The organism is Mucilaginibacter sp. UYCu711, assembly GCF_050433825.1.
Lineage (GTDB): Bacteria > Bacteroidota > Bacteroidia > Sphingobacteriales > Sphingobacteriaceae > Mucilaginibacter.
Map to the genome: position 1 here is coordinate 386,770 of NZ_JBNPWM010000003.1, position 20,518 is coordinate 407,287.

The 20,518-nt window shown below is 44.1% G+C and carries 12 protein-coding genes; 8 read left to right on the forward strand and 4 right to left on the reverse strand.

Annotated features, from left to right (window positions below):
* Positions 1-12 precede the first annotated feature (12 nt).
* The 3 genes from ABIB50_RS08935 to ABIB50_RS08945 all read left to right on the forward strand — a co-directional run bounded on the left by ABIB50_RS08935 (position 13) and on the right by ABIB50_RS08945 (position 1,277).
* Positions 13-318, forward strand: coding sequence for a hypothetical protein (locus tag ABIB50_RS08935; RefSeq protein ID WP_429379066.1), 306 nt, complete (start codon positions 13-15; stop codon positions 316-318).
* 79 nt (positions 319-397) lie between these two features.
* Entirely contained in the window at positions 398-778 is a 381-nt protein-coding gene (locus ABIB50_RS08940; protein ID WP_429379068.1) for a hypothetical protein, read from the forward strand.
* Between the two features lie 280 nt (positions 779-1,058).
* Positions 1,059-1,277, forward strand: a complete 219-nt coding sequence (locus ABIB50_RS08945; protein WP_429379070.1) for a zinc ribbon domain-containing protein YjdM — start codon at positions 1,059-1,061, stop codon at positions 1,275-1,277.
* 72 nt (positions 1,278-1,349) lie between these two features.
* Here ABIB50_RS08945 and ABIB50_RS08950 read toward each other — a convergent pair whose 3' ends face one another.
* Positions 1,350-4,763 (reverse strand): methylmalonyl-CoA mutase family protein, encoded by a 3,414-nt coding sequence (locus ABIB50_RS08950; protein WP_429379072.1) that lies wholly within the window; start codon positions 4,761-4,763, stop codon positions 1,350-1,352.
* 138 nt (positions 4,764-4,901) lie between these two features.
* Between ABIB50_RS08950 and ABIB50_RS08955 the strand changes: the two genes are divergently transcribed.
* On the forward strand, positions 4,902-11,465 hold the full coding sequence (locus ABIB50_RS08955) for a gliding motility-associated C-terminal domain-containing protein (protein WP_429379074.1): 6,564 nt from the start codon (positions 4,902-4,904) through the stop codon (positions 11,463-11,465).
* 290 nt (positions 11,466-11,755) lie between these two features.
* Positions 11,756-12,007 (forward strand): hypothetical protein, encoded by a 252-nt coding sequence (locus ABIB50_RS08960; RefSeq protein ID WP_429379076.1) that lies wholly within the window; start codon positions 11,756-11,758, stop codon positions 12,005-12,007.
* Positions 12,008-12,011: 4 nt separating this feature from the next.
* On the opposite strand, the gene recO is transcribed toward ABIB50_RS08960, so the two are convergent.
* The 3 genes from recO to ABIB50_RS08975 all read right to left on the reverse strand — a co-directional run bounded on the left by recO (position 12,012) and on the right by ABIB50_RS08975 (position 15,095).
* Positions 12,012-12,737 (reverse strand): DNA repair protein RecO, encoded by a 726-nt coding sequence (gene recO / locus ABIB50_RS08965; RefSeq protein ID WP_429379078.1) that lies wholly within the window; start codon positions 12,735-12,737, stop codon positions 12,012-12,014.
* The gene (locus ABIB50_RS08970; RefSeq protein ID WP_429379080.1) at positions 12,727-13,092 is read right to left on the reverse strand and encodes a diacylglycerol kinase family protein; all 366 of its coding nucleotides are present in this window, start codon (positions 13,090-13,092) and stop codon (positions 12,727-12,729) included. Before ABIB50_RS08970 ends, recO begins: the two co-directional genes overlap by 11 nt.
* Positions 13,093-13,208: 116 nt before the next feature.
* A complete protein-coding gene (locus tag ABIB50_RS08975) occupies positions 13,209-15,095 on the reverse strand; it encodes a hypothetical protein (RefSeq protein ID WP_429379082.1) in 1,887 nt (628 codons plus the stop codon).
* An 881-nt stretch (positions 15,096-15,976) separates the two neighbouring features.
* Between ABIB50_RS08975 and ileS the strand changes: the two genes are divergently transcribed.
* Genes ileS through ABIB50_RS08990 form a run of 3 tightly spaced genes read left to right on the forward strand, consistent with a single transcriptional unit; the run spans position 15,977 to position 20,389 of the window.
* Positions 15,977-19,399, forward strand: coding sequence for an isoleucine--tRNA ligase (ileS, locus tag ABIB50_RS08980; RefSeq protein ID WP_429379084.1), 3,423 nt, complete (start codon positions 15,977-15,979; stop codon positions 19,397-19,399).
* Entirely contained in the window at positions 19,400-19,783 is a 384-nt protein-coding gene (locus ABIB50_RS08985; protein ID WP_429379086.1) for a TraR/DksA family transcriptional regulator, read from the forward strand.
* Positions 19,784-20,389: a lipoprotein signal peptidase gene (locus ABIB50_RS08990; RefSeq protein ID WP_429379088.1), complete on the forward strand. Its 606-nt coding sequence runs from the start codon at positions 19,784-19,786 to the stop codon at positions 20,387-20,389. It begins immediately after the preceding gene.
* The last annotated feature ends 129 nt before the right edge of the window (positions 20,390-20,518 follow it).

Sequence of the window (20,518 nt, forward strand, 5' to 3'; positions counted from 1 at the left end):
ATTTGCCCGCTCATGAATTTTAAGAAAGCATCCCTGTTAATTTTCGCCGTATTGTTTAGCGCCGTTATTGCCTTTGCGCAAAAGCGCAATATTAATATCGTCTTCATTGGCAACAGTATAACGTATGGTGCAGGTTTGCCTGACAGAAATACACAATCACCTCCTGTGATCTGTGCTAATTATTTAAGGGAGCAATCAAATATTGGCACTGTAGAGATCTCAAACCAGGGCCATAGCGGCTTTACCACGCTGGATTGGTTGCCGGGTACAAAAGCCTTTATTACTGCCGAAAGCTGCTGCCAGGGCTTTTGGCGATAAACAAGCGCAGGTTTTATTCTCCATTAAAATTGGCACTAATGACAGTGCCATTAAAGGAACCCACGGTGCGCCGGTTGCCGTGGAAGATTATCGCACTAATCTGAAGTCTATTATCGACCAGCTATTGGCAGATTTCCCGGGGTGCCTGGTAGTGATACAACACCCTATATGGTATAGCCCTAACACCTATAATGGCACTGCCTACTTGCAGGAGGGGCTTACCCGTTTGCAAACTTATATCCCGGTTATAGATAAACTGGTGAAAGAGTATAGGGAAACCAACCCTAAACAAATTTACATAGGCGATAAAAAAGCATTTAAATACTTTAAGAAAAACGCCGAAACAGATTTCCAGCATGAGCAGGGCAAACAAGGGATCTTTTACCTGCACCCTAACCAAAAAGGTGCGATAGCGTTAGGCGATTTTTGGGGTAAGGCTATCGCGAAGGTGTTGAAATAGAAAAAATATCATTTTAACCCTATGGTTTTTCCATTAGGGTTTGCCGGCATTACATCCTTATAGGTCATTTGGATGCTTTGACTTTCAGCCCGTACCTCCAGAGTTTTACTGGGAACGGATACTTTAAATTACTTAAGTGATAGACAAGGTATCCTGAGTCGATACTTTGATCAGGCTGATAGCTAATATGATGGTTAGAAACATACTGCGCTTCATATTTCAATTACAGTTGGCACAATTAAAAGTTTGTAACTTGCCCCCGAAATCTTAACACCCCAATATGGACGAAATCATAGTAAAAGACAGTAACGGCAACCAACTGCACGATGGCGACTCGGTAACGGTAATAAAAAGCCTTAAAGTAAAGGGTGGCGGTACTAATATAAAACAAGGCACCACCGTAAAAAAGATCCGTCTTACTGATGACCCGGATGAGGTTGACTGTAAAATTGACGGAATGAGTATTGTATTGCGGACGGAGTTTTTGAGAAAGAAGTAGTTTGTGATTAGAGATTAGTTGCCGAAACCAACTAATCTCTAATTAACCAATCACTAATCTCTGCCGCAGGTATCACATATTCCTCCTGTACTGCCCCCCCACCTCATACAACGCATGCGAGATCTGCCCGAGCGAGCAATACTTACAGGCTTCCATCAGGCTTTCAAAGATGTTTTCGCCGGCTATAGCCGTGTTTTGAAGTTTATGCAATAGTTTACCTATCTTATCAGCGTTGCGCTCCTGGAAAGCGTGTAATGCGCTTATCTGGTATTGTTTTTCTTCCTCGGTAGCACGGATAACTTCGGACGGTGTAATAGTTGGCGATCCCTTTTTGTTGAGGAAGGTATTTACACCTACAATCGGGTACTCCCCGTTATGTTTAAGGGTTTCGTAATACAACGATTCTTCCTGGATCTTGCTGCGCTGGTACATAGTTTCCATGGCACCTAAAACGCCGCCGCGATCGTTGATATTCTTGAACTCGTTCATTACCGCTTGCTCAACCAAATCAGTTAATTCTTCAATAATAAACGCACCCTGGATAGGGTTCTCGTTTTTAGCCAATCCCAGCTCTCGGTTAATAATTAGCTGGATAGCCATCGCCCTGCGCACCGATTCTTCGGTAGGCGTAGTTATAGCCTCATCGTAAGCATTAGTGTGTAACGAGTTACAGTTATCATAAATAGCATATAAGGCCTGCAGCGTGGTGCGGATATCGTTAAAATCTATTTCCTGAGCGTGTAATGAACGGCCACTGGTTTGGATATGGTATTTTAGTTTTTGCGAGCGGTCGTTCCCTTTATATTTATTCTTGATGGCCTTGGCCCAGATGCGCCTTGCCACTCTTCCAATTACAGAGTATTCCGGGTCTATGCCATTGCTGAAAAAGAACGACAGGTTAGGCGCGAAATCATCAATATTCATCCCCCGGCTTAGGTAGTATTCCAAGTAGGTAAACCCGTTTGATAAGGTAAACGCCAATTGCGTAACGGGGTTGGCGCCAGCCTCGGCTATATGGTACCCTGATATAGATACCGAATAAAAGTTACGCACTTTTTCGTTGATAAAATACTGCTGCATATCGCCCATCATGCGTAAGGCAAACTCGGTGCTGAAAATGCAGGTGTTTTGGGCCTGGTCTTCTTTTAATATATCTGCCTGTACCGTACCGCGTACAGTAGCAATGGCATACGCTTTTATCTTTTGGTAAACGTCTGGCGGTAAAACCTGGTCGCCGGTTAGGCCCAATAACATTAAACCCAAGCCATCATTGCCGGTTGGTAATTTACTATCGTGATATTTTGGCCGGGCCAATCCCTTATCTTCATAAACCTCCTTAAACTTAGCCTCAACCAAATGCTCCAGTTTATTTTGGGTGATATGTTTTTCGCATTGCTGATCGATAGCTGCGTTCATAAAAAAGCCAAGCAACATAGGTGCAGGGCCATTAATAGTCATGGATACCGAGGTTGACGAATCACATAAATCAAATCCAGAGTAGAGTTTCTTAGCATCGTCAAGCGTAGCTATGCTCACACCTGCGTTGCCTATTTTGCCGTAAATATCAGGGCGCACATGCGGATCTTCGCCATATAGCGTAACCGAATCAAAAGCAGTACTCAACCGATGCGCCGGCTGGCCCAGGGATACATAGTGAAAACGCTTGTTCGTACGCTCCGGGCCGCCCTCGCCGGCAAACATCCGGGTGGGGTCCTCACCCTCGCGTTTTAACGGGAACACGCCTGCGGCATAAGGAAATTCGCCCGGCACATTTTCTGTTAACAGCCAGCGCAAAATATCGCCCCAGGCTTCATATTTAGGAAGGGATATCTTAGGAATTTGTAATTGCGATAACGAGGTGTAAAACAAAGGTTGCTTGATCTCTTTATCGCGCACTTTATAAATAAAATTATCGGCTTTATATTTTTCGATGGTATGCGGCCAATTAGCCAGCAAGCGTTTACAATCGGAATGCAATTGTTCTTCCAGGTGGTTTTCAAGGTCTGTAAGAGCCCCCTCTAAATCTCCCCCGGTAGGGGAGACTTTTAATTGAGCATCTTTTAAAGCCCTCCCTTCAGGGGAGGGTTGGGAGGGGCTAGTAATTCTTATCACCCCCTTAACCTGCCATAACTGCTGCGCAATTTTGCATTGCTCATTTACCCATTTGGTGTAGGCTTCGCTGCTTTCGGCTATTTCAGCAAGGTAACGTGTACGTTCCGGCGGAATAATGTAGATCTTCTCTGCCTCGCTATCGCCTAAACTTATAATGTCTTTTAATTTAAATTCAACCCCGGTTTTAACCGCTACCTTTTTAACCAGCGCCGCAAACAGCGCGTTCATTCCCGGGTCGTTAAACTGCGATGCCATGGTGCCGTAAATTGGCAGCTCATCATCCTTTGCCTCAAATAATTTATGGTTGCGTTTATACTGCTTCCGCACATCGCGAATAGCGTCTAATGCTCCCCGTTTATCAAATTTATTAAGAGCCACCATATCGGCGAAGTCCAGCATGTCAATTTTTTCTAATTGGGATGCCGCGCCAAATTCGGGTGTCATTACATATAGTGACAGGTCGCAATAATCGGTGATCATCGTATCGCTCTGGCCTATGCCCGATGTTTCGACAATGATCAAATTATACCCAGCTGCCTTGCAAATATCAACCGACTCCTGCACGTGCTTGCTCAAAGCCAAATTGGCCTGCCGCGTAGCTAACGACCGCATATAAACCCTCGGGCTGTTAATGGCATTCATCCGGATCCGGTCGCCCAATAATGCACCACCGGTTTTACGCTTGCTTGGGTCGACAGAAATAATAGCCAGCGTAATATCTGTCTCCATTAAAAAACGGCGCACCAGCTCATCAACTAATGATGATTTACCCGAGCCGCCGGTACCGGTTATGCCGATGACGGGGATAGTTTTGGTAATAGGCACAGTTGCAGTAGCAGGTATTGCTGTGCCAGCTTCGGCAAGCGTTATCAAGCTTGCTATCGCATGCGCATCCTTGTCGCCTAAATGTTTTAATTGGCCGTTAAGATGTGTTACGGTTTTAAAATCGCATTGGCGAAGCATATCGTTGATCATGCCTTGCAAACCCATGGTGCGGCCATCATCAGGCGAATAGATCTTGCTGATACCGTAATCTTGCAGTTCCTTGATCTCGTGCGGAAGGAACACTCCGCCGCCGCCCCCAAATATTTTGATATGGCCCGCGCCGCGTTCGGCTAACAGGTCATGCATATACTTAAAATACTCTACGTGCCCGCCCTGGTAGCTGGTAAGGGCTATGCCTTGTACATCTTCCTGTATGGCACAGTTTACCACCTCGTCAACACTGCGGTTATGCCCCAGGTGTATCACCTCGGCGCCGCTTGCTTGTAGTATGCGGCGCATAATGTTTATGGTAGCATCGTGCCCGTCAAACAATGAAGCAGCGGTAACAAAACGTATTTTATTGGCAGACTGATAAGCAACGCTATCCATGGTATAATTGGGTATAAAACAAAATTAATAAAATTTACGTTAAAAATGTTATGCATGCATAACATTCACTGTTCATTTTTATGGTGTTAAGCTATTGGCATTCAGGGTATTTTTTTTATTTTTGATAACCCCTGCCCTATGAACCTGGTAAGAAACGTAATACAAAGTTTTTTTAGCGGCAATTTTTGCCGGAGGGGATTGGTGTGTGGTTTGCTTTTTCTGGTTAATAATATCGCCTGGGCCCAAGCTCCACCAAATATTAGTTACGCACCGAGCTCGCAGGTTTACACTGTAAACACATTAATAGCGCCTTTACAACCAAACAACATAGGGGGGGTTGTTCCACCAAATGAATATGGACGAGTTAGCACCTTCGCAGGTAGCGGTCAGGCAGGATCAGCAGATGGCATCGCTACTGTAGCAAGTTTTTATTCACCAAGGGGGCTAGCTGTTGACAACAATAATAATATTTATGTGGCTGATAATGCCAGACATCTTGTAAGGAAAATCACCCCGGGAGGGATCGTAAGTACGTTTGCAGGTACAGGTTTAGCTGGGGCTGTTGATGGCACCGGAACATACGCAAGTTTTAGTAATCCCAATGGTGTAACGACAGATAATGCAGATAATATTTATGTTGCCGATCAAGGCAATCAACTTATACGAAAAATAACTACCAATAGCATTGTATCCACCTATGCCGGTACCGGCACCATGGGATCAACTGATGGGCCAATAGCATCAGCAAGCTTTAATTTCCCTTATGATATTGTTGTTGATGGGCTTGGGAATATTTTCGTGGCCGACTACATGAATAGTATTGTCAGGAAAATTAGCCAGGCTGGCGTAGTAACTAGTTTCGGTAAAGCAGGAGTTAACGGAACCACTGATGGTGATGCAACAACAGCGAGATTTCATGGACCATCTGGTTTAGCAGTTGATGCGTCCAATAATATTTATGTCGCCGATTATGGTAATTGTATGATCAGGAAAATTACACAGGCGGGCATAGTTTCAACAGTTGCAGGGAATGGGGTTCCTGGTTCAATTAATGGCGTTGGTACAGCAGCTCGTTTCAGATATCCCTGGGATTTAGTGGTTGACGCATTAGGTAATATTTTCGTTACCGATTCGTACAACTTTACTGTCCGGAAAATTGACCCCTCCGGCTTGGTAACTACATTAGCTGGTGTCATGGGAGACAGCGGATCAGATAACGGAAACCGATTATCTGCTCGATTCCGTGCTCCCATTGGTGCAGTATTAGATAAAGCAGGTAATTTATACATATCAGACAGTGACAATACTATCAGGAAGATATTATTAAGCGGATATGATATCGACAAACCCCTGCCGGCTGGTTTAGTATTTAATACTGCAAATGGTACAATTAGCGGAACACCAACCACCCCTTCACCGGCAACTACTTATACTATTACTACATATAATGATTTTGGTAGCAGTAGTTTTCCACTTAATATAAAAGTAAATGCTGCACCAGTTGTTATTAATCCCCCAAATATTAGTTATGTACCAAGCTCGCAGGTTTACACGGTAAACACCCCAATAACAACTTTACGGCCAAACAATACCGGTGGCCCCATACCTGCTTATGCTTATGGCGAGGTAACCACTGTTGCTGGTACCGGCTTATCAGGAAATACCAATGGTACCGGAACAACCGCCAGTTTTAATTACCCGCAATCATTAACCAGCGACACATCAGGTAACTTATATTCCACAGATTTTAATAATAAAGTAATACGCAAAATTGCACCCGGTGGCGTGGTTACCACTTTCGCAGGCCTTATGAACACGCCGGGCAACTTAGACGGGCTGATCACAACCGCGACCTTTACCGGCCCCACATCGATAGTTTTTGACAGCCGGGGCAATATGTTTGTCGCGGATTATACGGCTAATACTATTCGTAAAATAACGCCCGGGCAACCAGGTAGTGTAAGTACTTTTGCAGGTACCAGCGGAGTATCAGGGTTTAACGATGCTACGGGGACAAATGCAACTTTTAATGGCCCCTATGGTCTAGCTATAGATGCCTCAGACAATTTATATGTAGCAGAAACCGGCAACCATGCCATCCGTAAAATAACGCCGGTGGGTGATGTTACTACCCTGGCGGGTAATGGTTTTAGCGGCTTTGTAAATGGAACCGGCGTTACGGCCCAATTTACCGGACCAACCAATTTAACTGTAGATGCTTCAGGAAATATAATTGTTGCCGACGCCGGCAATAACGCGATCAGGAAAATAACTCCTTTAGGAGTAGTAACTACTATCTCCGGAACAAACGGCCAAATACCAGCGGGCATTAGAATAGGCCCTGACGGTAGTTTTTATATTGCCATACTTAATAAGCAGCAAATCATTAAAATGGCACTCAATGGGTCGTCAACTGTAATAGCAGGTTCCGGCGTATCGGGTTCTGCAAATGGCCCTGCTGCCACAGCGACCTTTAAACGGCCCGAAGACGTAAATTTTGACACTGAAGGCAATTTGTACATTGCCGAACAGGACAATAACCTAATACGCAAGCTAAATTTAACAGGCTATACCATTGATAAATCCTTACCGGCAGGTTTGGTATTTGATGCCACAACCGGTAAAATCAGCGGTACCCCTACAGCAGCATGGCCTTCAACGGTTTATACTATTACCGGTTATAATGCAAGCGGCTCAAGCACTACAACCGTTAACATTACTGTAAACGCAATAAATACACCTCAGGCATTAGCTCCACCTGACATTACTTATGCAACCCCGCAGGTTTATACAGTAGGTACAGCCATAACTCCATTACAACCAACCAATAATGGCGGTGCAGTACCTGCAAAAGTTTATGGGCAGGTAACTACTTTTGCCGGCAGTGCCCAGGGTAGCTTCGACGGTGCCGGAACGGTTGCGCGTTTTAATGGACCTACATCGCTAAATTTTGATGCGGCAGGCAATCTTTACGTGGCTGATTTTGGCAATAAAACAATACGAAAGATAGACCCGTCGGGAGCAGTTACTATTTTTGCGGGGCAGGCGGGCACGGCAGGGAGCGCCGATGGGCCAAGACTTTCAGCAACCTTTACCGGCCCATCATCGGTAGTGGTTGATAGTCATGGAAACATATTTGTGGCTGATAATGCAATTAATAATACAAACAATACTATCCGCAAAATAGATGCGATAACCGGTATAGTCAGCACATTTGCGGGCAGCGGTGCTGCCGGTTTTGTAGATGGCACAGGCATTCTTGCCCAGTTTAAACAACCGTATGGTTTGGCTATTGACGCGGCCGACAATATTTATGTAGCCGACGCGGCCAATAATGCTATCAGAAAAATATCTCCATTAGGGGTTGTTACCACGCTCGCGGGTACAGGTGCCTCAGGCACCCAAGACGGGCCTGCCAATACAGCAACATTCAGGGGGCTACTGTATGTTGCTGTAAATAGCCAGGGAACCGTATATGTAAACGATTCAATAATTGGTATTGTAAGGGTTATAGCTAACGGGATGGTAAATACCCTCACCGGTATAAATATAAATGTGTCGGGGGTGCCTTACGGGATGAGATCTGATGCCGTTGGCAATCTTTATTTTGCAGGCAAAGATCAGATCTTTAAGTTAAATCCCAATGGCAATCTTACCAGCGTGGCCGGTAATACTGCAGGTAAGGCCGGAAGTACAGATGCAATTGGCTCTGCTGCAAGTTTTGCCATACCGGTTGACATTGCGATTGATAATACCGGCGATATATACATAGCAGATAAGGGGAATAATCGCGTTAGAACATTAGCCATGACCGGTTACGCTATTGACAAAGCCTTGCCGCCTGGCCTAATATTTGATGGTACAACAGGTACCATTAGTGGTACGCCTACGGTGCCTTTCGAAATTACGAATTATACCATAACCGCTTATAATACAAGTGGCAGTAGTGCCACTACCGTAACTATCCAGGTAGATGGCCCGTCTAAGCCGGCTAAAATCCCTCCGCCAAATATCAGTTATGCGTCGCCGCAAACTGTAAGCCCCGGTTCAAATTTTGTTAACATATCGCCAACTAATACCGGCGGCGCGGTACCGGCTGCAATATATGGCACAAAAACCAACATAGACCCGGGGTTAGGCAGACCCACAGCTGTTGCTACAGATGTATATGGAAATATATACGTGACAATGACTAATGGAAATCAAATAAAAAAAATAGATGCAGCAACGGGTGTTGTTACAACAATAGCCGGCACCGGTGCCGTTGGCCAGACTAACGGGATTGGCAGTAAATCTAATTTCACGGGCCCTATAGGTATAGCTTTAGATTCATTTGGCAATATATATGTAGCAGACCAGAAAAATAATTCGATAAGAAAAATAACCCCTGCGGGTGATGTATCAACTTTTGCCGGCAGCATAAATGGCACTTTCGGTTCAACTAATAACTCGAGGACAGTTGCAACTTTTAATGCGCCACGGGGGATAACGATAGATGCATCCGACAATATTTATATAGCCGACTTCGAGAATAATTTAATAAGGAAAATAGATGCGCAATCAGGCCAGGTATCTACCATTTTTGACGCCGGTCCGCTTAAGGATCCCAGCGGTGTTGGCATTGACGCTTCAGGTGGTATTTTATATATTGCTGATGCGGGTAATAATCGTATACAAAAAGTGGCCAATGGCACTGTTACTACTGTTCCCTTCCCGGCAGGTACGCTAAACTCCCCCCGCGATGTAAAGGTTGATGGTACCGGCAACCTTTATGTAACCGACCAGGGCAATAACAGGGTAGTAAGAATAACACCTGATAACGTAGTAACTACCGTAGCTACATTTGCACCAACTCAGACGGTTGTTGGTGCCGTGCTTGATGGGTTGGGCAACCTGTATATTGGCGATAACGAATATAAAGTAGTTAAAATAGTTGTATCGGGTTACGAGATAGACAAACCCTTACCTGCGGGCCTGGTGTTTGATAAAAAAACCGGCATCATCGGTGGAAGCCCTACAACACCGACATTAATGCAAACTTATACCATTACCGCTTATAATGGTGGTGGCAGTAATAGTTTTCCATTACAACTTGAAGTTGCAAACACGTCCACAACTACCATTACATTTAATGCGCCTGCTTTAAAAATCAATGCCGATGATACGGTTACCCCATCTGTCACCAGCAATAATACTGAAGCTCCTATTATGTATACCAGCAGTAACCCAAATGTTATTTCGGTTGATGCCAATAATGTATTACACTGGGTAGGCCCGGGCACAGTAACCCTTACGGCATCGCAAGTTGCTTCGGCACACTTCACAGCGGGCGTCAAAACTTATACAGAAACATTTAAACTAAGGCAGATAATATTATTCCCGGTAATTGCACCAAAAACAATTTGTGATGCAGATTTTCCAAGCGGGATAACAAGTACAACATCGGCAATAAACCCACTTTCTTACACAACCAGCAATCCGGCTGTTGCCACAATAAATGCCAGCGGAACAATACATATAGTTGGTTTAGGCACTACCAATATTAGCGGGAACCAGGCAGGTGATGCAAATTATGACAACGCTACACCTGTTTCGCAATTAATAACGGTTACGTCCGGCATACAGCCAATAGTTACTGTATCCCCGGGCACTAAAAATATTTGTGCCGGCACGTCAGTTACTTTTACCGCAAATGTTAGCAATTTAAGCGATCTCACTAACCCAAGCTATCAATGGCAGGTTAATGGTGCCAACGTTGGCACAAATGCCACTACTTATACAGCGCCATCAGTTGCAAGTACTGATGTTGTTAAATGTACTGTGACTAATAATGCTACCTGTTCGGCAAGTAATTCGGGCACTTATGCAGGGCTTACCGTAACCTCTATGTCAACCTTGAATATAACCATAACTTCGTCTGCAAATGGCGCGGTTTGTTCGGGCGAATCTATTACCTTTAACGCTACCCTGAGCCAACCCGCCGCTGACATAATTTATCAGTGGAAGCTAAACGGTAACAATGTGGGCACTAACAGCGCCACCTACACCGGCGTCAATTTTTTTAATGGGGATATAGTTAGCTGCACATTCACTAACCAGTCGACACCATGCCTTATTACAAATACAGGAAATTCAAATTCCCTAACAGTAAACATTACTTCGCCTGCAAACCCGGCGCCAACTGTTGCTATAACCGAATCGGCTAATAATGTATACGAGAGCACTCCTGTTACATTTACAGCAACGCCATTAAATACTACGGGCACTATAACTTACCAATGGCAGGTGAATGGAAATATTGCAGGTACAAACAGCGCTACGTTCACCTCATCAACTTTTTCAAATAGCGATAAGGTTACCTGTACAATATTATCGGGCGGCTGCGCGGCACCTGCTACCAGCGCGCCGGTAACTGTGACTATTAAACCGCCACTTCAAATACTCCCGCCAACAGCATTCACACCAAACGGCGATGGCATTAATGACCTTTGGACCATTAGCGGTTTATTAAGTTACCCAAACTGTTTAGTTAATATTTACAGCCGCAATGGCGAGTTGGTATATCAATCAAAGGGCTATGCCAAGCCATGGGATGGTGCCCTTAATGGCAAAAACTTACCTGTTGGCACGTATTATTATGTTATTGACCTTAACAGTAATAATAAGTCTAAAGTTAGCGGCTACATTGCTATAATAAGATAGTTTAGGCGTTTTAAGGGCGTTAAATGTTAATTATTAGCTAGTTGTGCAAAAGTATAGTGTTAAATCCACGTTAAAACCACGCGGAATATTAACCTATTAATCATGTAGAATTTATATTTGTACAATTGTTATTATCGAACTACACCAAATGTTCTTTATGGTAAGTTAATGAGTCAGTTAATACAGAAGAGAGAGCCTGCACGCTCTCTCTTTTTGGTTAAAGGTTTTTTATATTTAAAGGGAGTAAACATCCTGACCGTTGTGGTGTTATTAAAAATAAACACCAAGCCATGATCGAGTTAAAAGATACAACACCAGCCGAAAAAGACGGAAAATACCAGTTTAAACTACACTACTCTGGCCGCGAGGTAAATTGCCTGGTAGAAAAAGAACAACAAATGCTTCACGTGACTATAGATGATAATATTACCGCCGAACTGAAAATAAATAACGACAATACCCTAACACAAACCGCCGGCACAAACCTGCCCGACTCCTCTATAGATTTTATAAAGAAGAAAGTTTTAGGGCTGCAGGTATAGGGCCTCACCCCAACACCTCTTCCAATATCCCGTGCGAATGGATATTGCCAAAACCTTCTATATGCAGGGCGTAGTATTCAAGCAGCTTGGCTATTAAATATCTGCGCTCATCATTAGTTAGTTTTAATGTGGGTAAGCCCTCAAAGTTGCATTGCAATAACCGGCCAAAGTTTTGCGTATGGGGCGGCGACAGGTATGAAAAGCTATCGGGCTTATATTTGATGAACACCCCATTTTTCAGATCAAAATAATCAGCTTCATTGGCTTGGTACCTGTCGGGATAAAAACCCAGGTAACGGGTAAGCTGCGTTAAAAACAACAGGTGAAAATTAGCCAGCCCCACAGTTTGGTGATCCAGCCATTCTATCGCGCTGAATGCAAAATCAAACAGGTTCTCATCGGCAGTTTGCTGGCGGATAGACTTATACAGCACCTCGTTTAAAAACAGGGCCATGCTGCTTTTTATCACATCGTAAGGGATGCTGAGCAATACCGGCGATGTCTTCAATTCGGCTATCCGTTGTACGTTACCCGCAGCTTTATGATACACCACCATATCCAACAGATGAAGCGGCTGCAGCATGTTTCGGCTTATTTTTGCCTTGGGCTTTTTTACCCCGTTAATAATGTACGACTGCAACCCCAGCTTTTCTGTAAACACCTGTACAATAACGCTGCTCTCGCCATAGTCCGTGGTTTTTAAAACGATGCCCCGGGTTTTATGCAGCATGGATAAGCGACAGCAATTTGGGTAAGAAAATAATAGCGCCGGTTGCCAGGGCAAACAACGCTGCTATAACAACTGCCCCGGCACTAATGTCTTTTACGTGGCCTGCAAGTTCATTATACTCCGGTGATACCAGGTCGACCAAAAACTCAAAGGCGGTGTTAAACAGCTCGGCCATTAAAACCAGGGCGATGCAGAGGATTACCCATTGCCACTCGTTTACAGTTATATGCAAAGCATATCCCATAAAGATAGCCAGTATAGATGCCACCAGGTGCACCCTGAAATTTAGCTGCGTTTTAGCCGCATGGCCCAATCCCTTAAAAGCATAACCAAAACTGAGGATGAGTTTTTTCATTAGTCAAATTTACGGAAAAGCAGGCGATGATTTCATTCTCTTTTTCGCAGTTCACAGGGTGTTCCATTTTTTAAAAGTGGAACACCATGGAACGGGTGGAACACCATGGAACACCTCTATTTTATCTCCACTATCGAATAAACATCAACCCCGTCAACATTAAACTTAACCGTGCCATTAGCATAAGTAAACGGTACCGAAATATTACCCGGTTGTACCCGGATAACACCCGGTTTTACCTGCATATTAACCGTAACTGCTAATTTATCGGCAATGGCCGGTAATTTAAAATCGAGCTGGTTATTTGGCAGCGTATCGTAGTGATCATTCACATTCACCAGGTGGATCAGCGTCGACTTATTTTTCCTATTGATAGTAACATGCACCTTTGCCGACCCGCCAACAGCTACCCTAGGATGCGGAAACAATTTACTTACTATTCCTGCTACCGCCTGTCGCAAGGTATCATTTCCTGTTTTGGCATATTTAAGTGAGATATTATCATCAATGCAAGCTATCATACCTTTGCCATAAGTTTGCATCCGCACCGGCAATTTAGCTATATTATCAGTGCTTGTTGTTACAGTTTCGGGTAGCGAGTTAGTAAATATGTGCTTATCGCCAATGGCTAAAACTTTACCACCCCCGCGTACATAGTTTTCAATTTTTATCACAAACTCAGGCTGCAGCTTTTTCCATTCGGATATAACCAATATGGGGTAGTCGGCCAGGTTGTTTTGCAAATGATGCTCCTGTAATAACTGTACACTGTATTGCGAGTTTAATAGCATGGCCAGCGTGCCTTTTACATTGTTATTGCCGCCCTGCCCGTTCTCAAACACGCCCGGCGACTCATTATAATGCCCATAGGCAGATAACAATAACGCTACCTGTGGTATCGGCGTTGTTTGGTAGCAATAAGCCTTACGCGCATGGGCAAATTTTGATATTTCGGTTAATGTCGGCACCATTTCTAATTGTAATGATGCATCGCGCTTTTGCGGAACATAAACCTGGTAGCCACCGCCCTGCGACAATACCAGCGCTGCTTTCTGTTCTAACTGGCGCGCGCTTTTCCAATAAAACCCTTTGCCGTTCTTATCACTCATAAAACCCCAGGCCATCAGGTCCCACGGCTTGCCTTGCGGGGCCAGGGCGCGTGCCTCAAAATTTACATCGGGTACGGCGTCGCTGGTAAAATCGCCCGATAAATAGTCGACCGGCGATTCAACCGACCCCGGCATAAACGAAGAAAACGACCAATTGCTGGTGATAAGGAACCTGGGATTAAATTTATGTACCGCGTTAAAGTAATGGTTTAAATACTGCCTGAAGGCATAGCGCGTAAATTGTATATAATTTGCCCAGTCGGCATCTTTTCTTGAGTGCGGCACATCCACCTTACCGCTAAATTTTTTGTAGGCTTCTATGGCTGCCGGCGAGAAATCGGCTTGCAGCGCCCAGCATTCGCCATCAACCCAGGCACCGTTAATATTGTATTTATCACTCAGCTCTTTTAACTGCGGGATAAAATAAGCATCGGCATAGTTGCCAAAAATGGATGTCGCGCCGGCATCGGGCTTGCCATTGGCGTTTATGCGCGCCCAATCGGGATGATCTTTTACCGCCTGCGCATCCAGCACGCCCGAAAAATGCGAGAACAGGGCAACGCTTTTCTTAGCCGTTTCTTCGCGGAAGATCAGCAGCGGGTCCTTTGCAATTTCGGGTACGGCAACACCCACCTTTGTTGGGTAGCTTGAGATGCCGGGATGGCCCTTGGTATCTACCTGGATATAGTCGGGCTGTACATTGTTCAGCATGTAGGCCACATCTTCGTTGGTCAATGTTTTGCCTATGCCTTTGGTATCGGGGTTGGCATGAAAATCAAAATGTACGCCAAAAAACCTGTCGGTAGCTTTAAAGTTGTTGCTGCTTTGGGCGTAAGTGCCAAGGGGCAGGGCTATCAAAACAATTATATATCGCGTTAATTTATGTCTGATCATGCTGGTTCAAGATTGATTGTGGTTAGGGTAAATTTAATGAAAATTTATTGCGATGTGTTAAAGCTAAGTTATATGCATCGTACCTACGGCACTCGTTAAATGTTATTTAATCTTCACCACGGGTTAAAACCCGTGGCTACAAAATAAATCGAGCCTACGGCTCTTTATTAATTTGGCGTTATAAGTGAATTAATAGGCAAATAATCAAAGAAGAGGCGTAGCCCCGACCAATATTGCAATAATTATATGGATCGTACCTACGGCACTCGTTGCGAATTGTGTAACGTTTCCCACGGGTTAACACCCGTGGCTACAATATAAATCGAGCCTACGGCCCTTTATTTGGTGGTATAGGTGAATTAACGGGCAATTGCTCAAAGAAGAAGCGTAGCCGCGGCCAATATTGCAATAATTATATGGATCATACCTACGGCACTCGTTGCGAATTGTATAACGTTTCCCACCGGTTAACACCTGTGGCTACAATATAAATCGAGCCTACGGCTCTTTATTTGGTGGTATAGGTGAATTAATGGACAATCAATCAAGAGGGGTAGCTTCGCCAAATATTATAGCACAGGGGTTTAACGGTGTAATAAATAATAAAAAGAGGCGTAGCCTCGACCAATATTGTAGCGCCGGGTTTTAACCCGGCGAAAAAGAAAAAAAATAAATTGAGTGCCGTAGGCACGATCCATATAATAAAACGCTAATGGCAAACACCTACTACTAAATCTATCTGCAGACGCGGCTCTCTTCGCTGCGCCGAAAGCGGGTTTTGTTATTTTAATAACATAACCACAATTTCATCTTATAATATATGTATTACGCTGTAAATTACCTATTTTTGCAACCTCTAAAATTTGAGGTGTAATAGGCTAATGTACAAGGAATATAAGCAGTTAAATTTATCGGAAACAGGCAAAGATGTGCTGGAGTTTTGGAAGAAGCATAACATCTTCGAAAAAAGCATTAGCAGCCGCCCTGCCAATAACCCATATACATTTTACGAAGGCCCGCCAAGTGCCAATGGCATGCCGGGCATTCACCACGTTATGGCCCGCGCCATAAAGGATATTTTTTGCCGTTACAAAACTTTAAAGGGCTACCAGGTAAAACGCAAAGGCGGCTGGGATACCCACGGCCTGCCTATTGAGCTGGCGGTAGAGAAAGCTTTGGGCATCACCAAAGAAGACATCGGCAAAAAAATCACCGTAAAAGAATATAACGATGCCTGCCGCAAGGAGGTTATGCGTTATACCGATATCTGGAACGATTTGACCGAAAAGATGGGCTACTGGGTTGACCTGGAGCACCCGTATGTAACTTACGAGAACAACTATATCGAGTCGCTTTGGTGGATACTGAAGCAATTGCATGATAAAGGATTTTTATATAAAGGCTATACCATCCAGCCTTATTCGCCAAAATCGGGTACCGGCCTAAGCTCGCACGAGCTGAACCAGCCGGGCACTTATAAAATGGTGAAGGATACTACCATTACCGCGCAGTTTAAAGTTAAGCGTGATCAGGATTCGGAGTTTTTGTATGCTGATATTACTTCTGACCTATTTATCCTGGCCTGGACTACCACACCGTGGACCTTACCATCAAACAGCGCTTTAGCTGTTGGCGAAAAGATCAGCTACGTAAAAGTATCAACCTTTAACCCTTATACTTTCGAGCCTATTGCCGTTGTATTGGCAAAGGACCTGGTTAGCAAGTTATTTAAAGCTGATGGCGAAAATGCTTCGTTTGCTGATTATAAAGCCGGTGATAAGATCATCCCCTGGGAAATAAAAGGGACCTATAAAGGGGCTGAACTGGTTGGTGTGCACTATGAGCAATTAATGCCGTACGTAACCAACGACGATCTTCAAACAAATGGTTTCCGTGTTATAGCGGGCGACTTTGTTACTACCGAAGATGGTACCGGCATAGTACACATTGCCCCAACCTTTGGTAGCGATGACTTTAGGGTAGCTAAAGAAAACGGTGTACCTGCCGTAATGGTGAAGGACGAAGCAGGCAAAGATGTGCCGTTGGTTAACAAGCAGGGTAAGTTTGTTGATGAGGTTACCGAATTTGCAGGCTACTACGTTAAAGAAGATTATTGCAGCGCCGATGAGCGCGCGGTTGAAGGTTTTAAACCGACCGACGTACTAATATCGATAAAATTAAAGACCGAGAACAAAGCGTTCGACGTTAAGAAATACGAACACAGCTACCCGCACTCGTGGCGCAGCGATGAGCCTATTTTATACTATCCGCTGGATAGCTGGTTCATTAAAACCACTGCCGTTAAGGATAAAATGGTGGAGCTGAACAAAACCATCAACTGGAAACCGGAGTCGACCGGCACCGGCCGTTTTGGTAACTGGCTGGAGAATTTGGTGGATTGGAACCTGTCGCGCTCGCGCTACTGGGGTACACCACTTCCTATCTGGCGTGAAGAAGATGGCGGCGAGGAGCTTTGTATAGGCTCTATAAAAGAGTTAAAAGACGCACTGGCAGCTGCAGTTGAAAGCGGCGCTTTATCTGCCGAACAATTGGAGAAAAACAAATCAATAATTCAATCACTCCATAATTCAGAATTTGATTTGCATAGGCCTTATGTTGATGATGTGATCCTGGTTTCATCAACCGGCAACAAAATGTTCCGTGAGCCTGACCTGATCGACGTTTGGTTTGATAGCGGCGCTATGCCTTACGCGCAATGGCATTTCCCGTTTGAGAATAAAGAAGAATTTAAAAACTCCTACCCGGCCGATTTCATTGCCGAAGGTGTGGATCAAACCCGTGGCTGGTTCTTTACCCTGCACGCTATAGCGGTAATGCTAAGCGAAGCCAGCGACGAGATAAAAGCAGTTAATGCAGCCGTTGGCAATAAAGGTGTAGCGTTTAAAAACGTGATATCAAACGGGTTGGTGCTGGATAAAAACGGCAATAAAATGTCAAAACGCTTAGGTAACGGTGTCGATCCGTTTGCTACTATTGAGCAGTTTGGCGCCGATGCCCCGCGCTGGTACATGATTAGCAATGCCGCGCCGTGGGACAACCTGAAGTTTAACGTTGATGGTATTGATGAGGTCCGCCGTAAATTCTTCGGTACGCTTTACAATACTTATACATTCTTTGTGATGTATGCCAATATCGATAAGTTTACCTATGCCGAGCCGGAGATAGCCATTAATGACCGCCCTGAAATTGACCAGTGGATCATATCATTATTAAACAGCCTGAGCAAAGAGGTTGACGGTTTTTATGCTGATTTTGAGCCTACCAAAGCCGCCCGCGCTATCCAGGATTTTGTGGATATCAACTTAAGTAACTGGTTTGTGCGTTTAAGCCGCCGCCGTTTCTGGAAGTCGGACAACTCGGCCGATAAGCTTTCGGCTTATCAAACGTTATATACCTGCTTAATTGCGGTAGCTAAGCTGATGTCGCCGATAGCGCCGTTCTTTGCCGAGCGTTTATATACCGATCTGAACAGCGTAACCGGGAAAGAAGCTTTTGAATCTGTTCACCTGTCTTACTTCCCCGAATATAATGCTGATCTGGTAAACACCAAACTGGAAGAGCGTATGCAAATGGCTCAGGATATATCGTCGTTGGCATTGTCATTACGTAAAAAGGTAGAGATACCGGTACGCCAGCCGTTAAGCAAAATATTATTGCCGATACTGGATAAAGGCTTTAAAGCACAGGTCGACCAGGTTAAAAACCTGATCCTTTCTGAAACAAATATTAAGGATATAGAGTACATTACCGATACCGCCGGCTTTATTAAAAAGAAGATCAAGCCAAACTTTAAAGCATTAGGCGCAAAAGTGGGCAAGGATATGAAAGCCGTTGCAGAAGTGATCAACAATTTTACGCAGGACGATATAGCCGAACTGGAAGAAAAAGGAGAGATTGCAGTACTTGATACTAAATACTTGATACTAAATACTGACGTAGAAATCATCGCCGAAGACGTTCCGGGATGGCAGGTAGCAAATTTAGGCAAACTAACCGTGGCTTTAGATGTTACCCTTACCAACGAATTAAAAGAGGAGGGGATATCGCGTGAGTTTATTAACAGGGTACAAAACATGCGTAAAAACACAGGTTTTGAAGTTACCGACAGAATAACTGTTATAACAAACGCGGCCGCAATTATTCAAGAAGCGGTAAATAAGAATTTATTATATATTTGCGCCGAAATTTTAGCTGACAGCATAACCTTTGATAATCAGCTAAATGACGGTGAAAAACACACCATTGGTGAACACGAATTAATTATTGCTATTAATAAAGTATAAATGAAAGTAGAAAACGAAAAGACCAGGTATAGTGATACCGAGTTGAAAGAATTTAAAGACCTGTTATTAGATAAATTAGCAAGCGCTAAAGAAGAATTAAATGCCCTGGCAACTTCTTTAAGCTCGCCAAACGCTAACGGTACAGATGATACCGCCGGTACTTATAAAACGCTTGAAGACGGATCGGCAACTTTAGAGAAAGAGCAGATCAATCAATTAGCCGCGCGCCAGAAAAAATTTATTGAGCAATTAGAGGCCGCATTAGTGCGCATTGAAAATAAAACTTACGGTATTTGCCGCGAAACCGGTAAATTAATACCGAAAGAGCGTTTACGTGCCGTGCCGCACACCACCCTTACAATGGAAGCTAAATTGAAGCAATAAATGAAGGCTGTTTACGTCAAACCTTTTTTAACCGCTTTATTAATAATTATTGCCGACCAGATCATTAAGATCTGGGTGCATACCCATATGTACCAGGGCGAGGAAATAAAATTCCTGGGCGACCGCGGCATGCTGCACTATACTGAAAACAATGGCATGGCCTTTGGCATGGAGCTGGGTGGCGATTGGGGTAAACTGGCTTTGACCTTATTCCGCATTGTGGCGGTGGTGGTTATTTGCTGGGGTATTGTTTATTTAATTAAACATAAATACCACCGTGGCTTAATAATGAACGGCGCTTTAATATTAGCCGGCGCGGTTGGCAATATCATCGACTCTACTTTTTATGGTGTTATCTATCACTATGCGCCGTTGTTTCATGGCCGTGTGGTTGATATGTTTTATTTCCCGCTGATATCCGGCGTGTTCCCTAACTGGGTACCGCTTTGGGGCGGGCAGGATTATATATTTTTCCGCCCGGTGTTTAACCTGGCTGACGCTTCTATATCTGTAGGCGTTATTTTAATCCTGATTTTCCAAAAACACTATTTTAAACAGGAAACCGTAGAAGAAAGCGCTCCAAACAGCGAAATGGTCGAAGATTAACCCATCTTTTACTTTATATAATAAAAAAAGCCTTTTCGGAACTAACCGAAAAGGCTTTTTTTATTAAAATGATTTTTTTAGCCTCACAAATCGTTAATAAATTTCCATAATTATATTTTATACATTCAA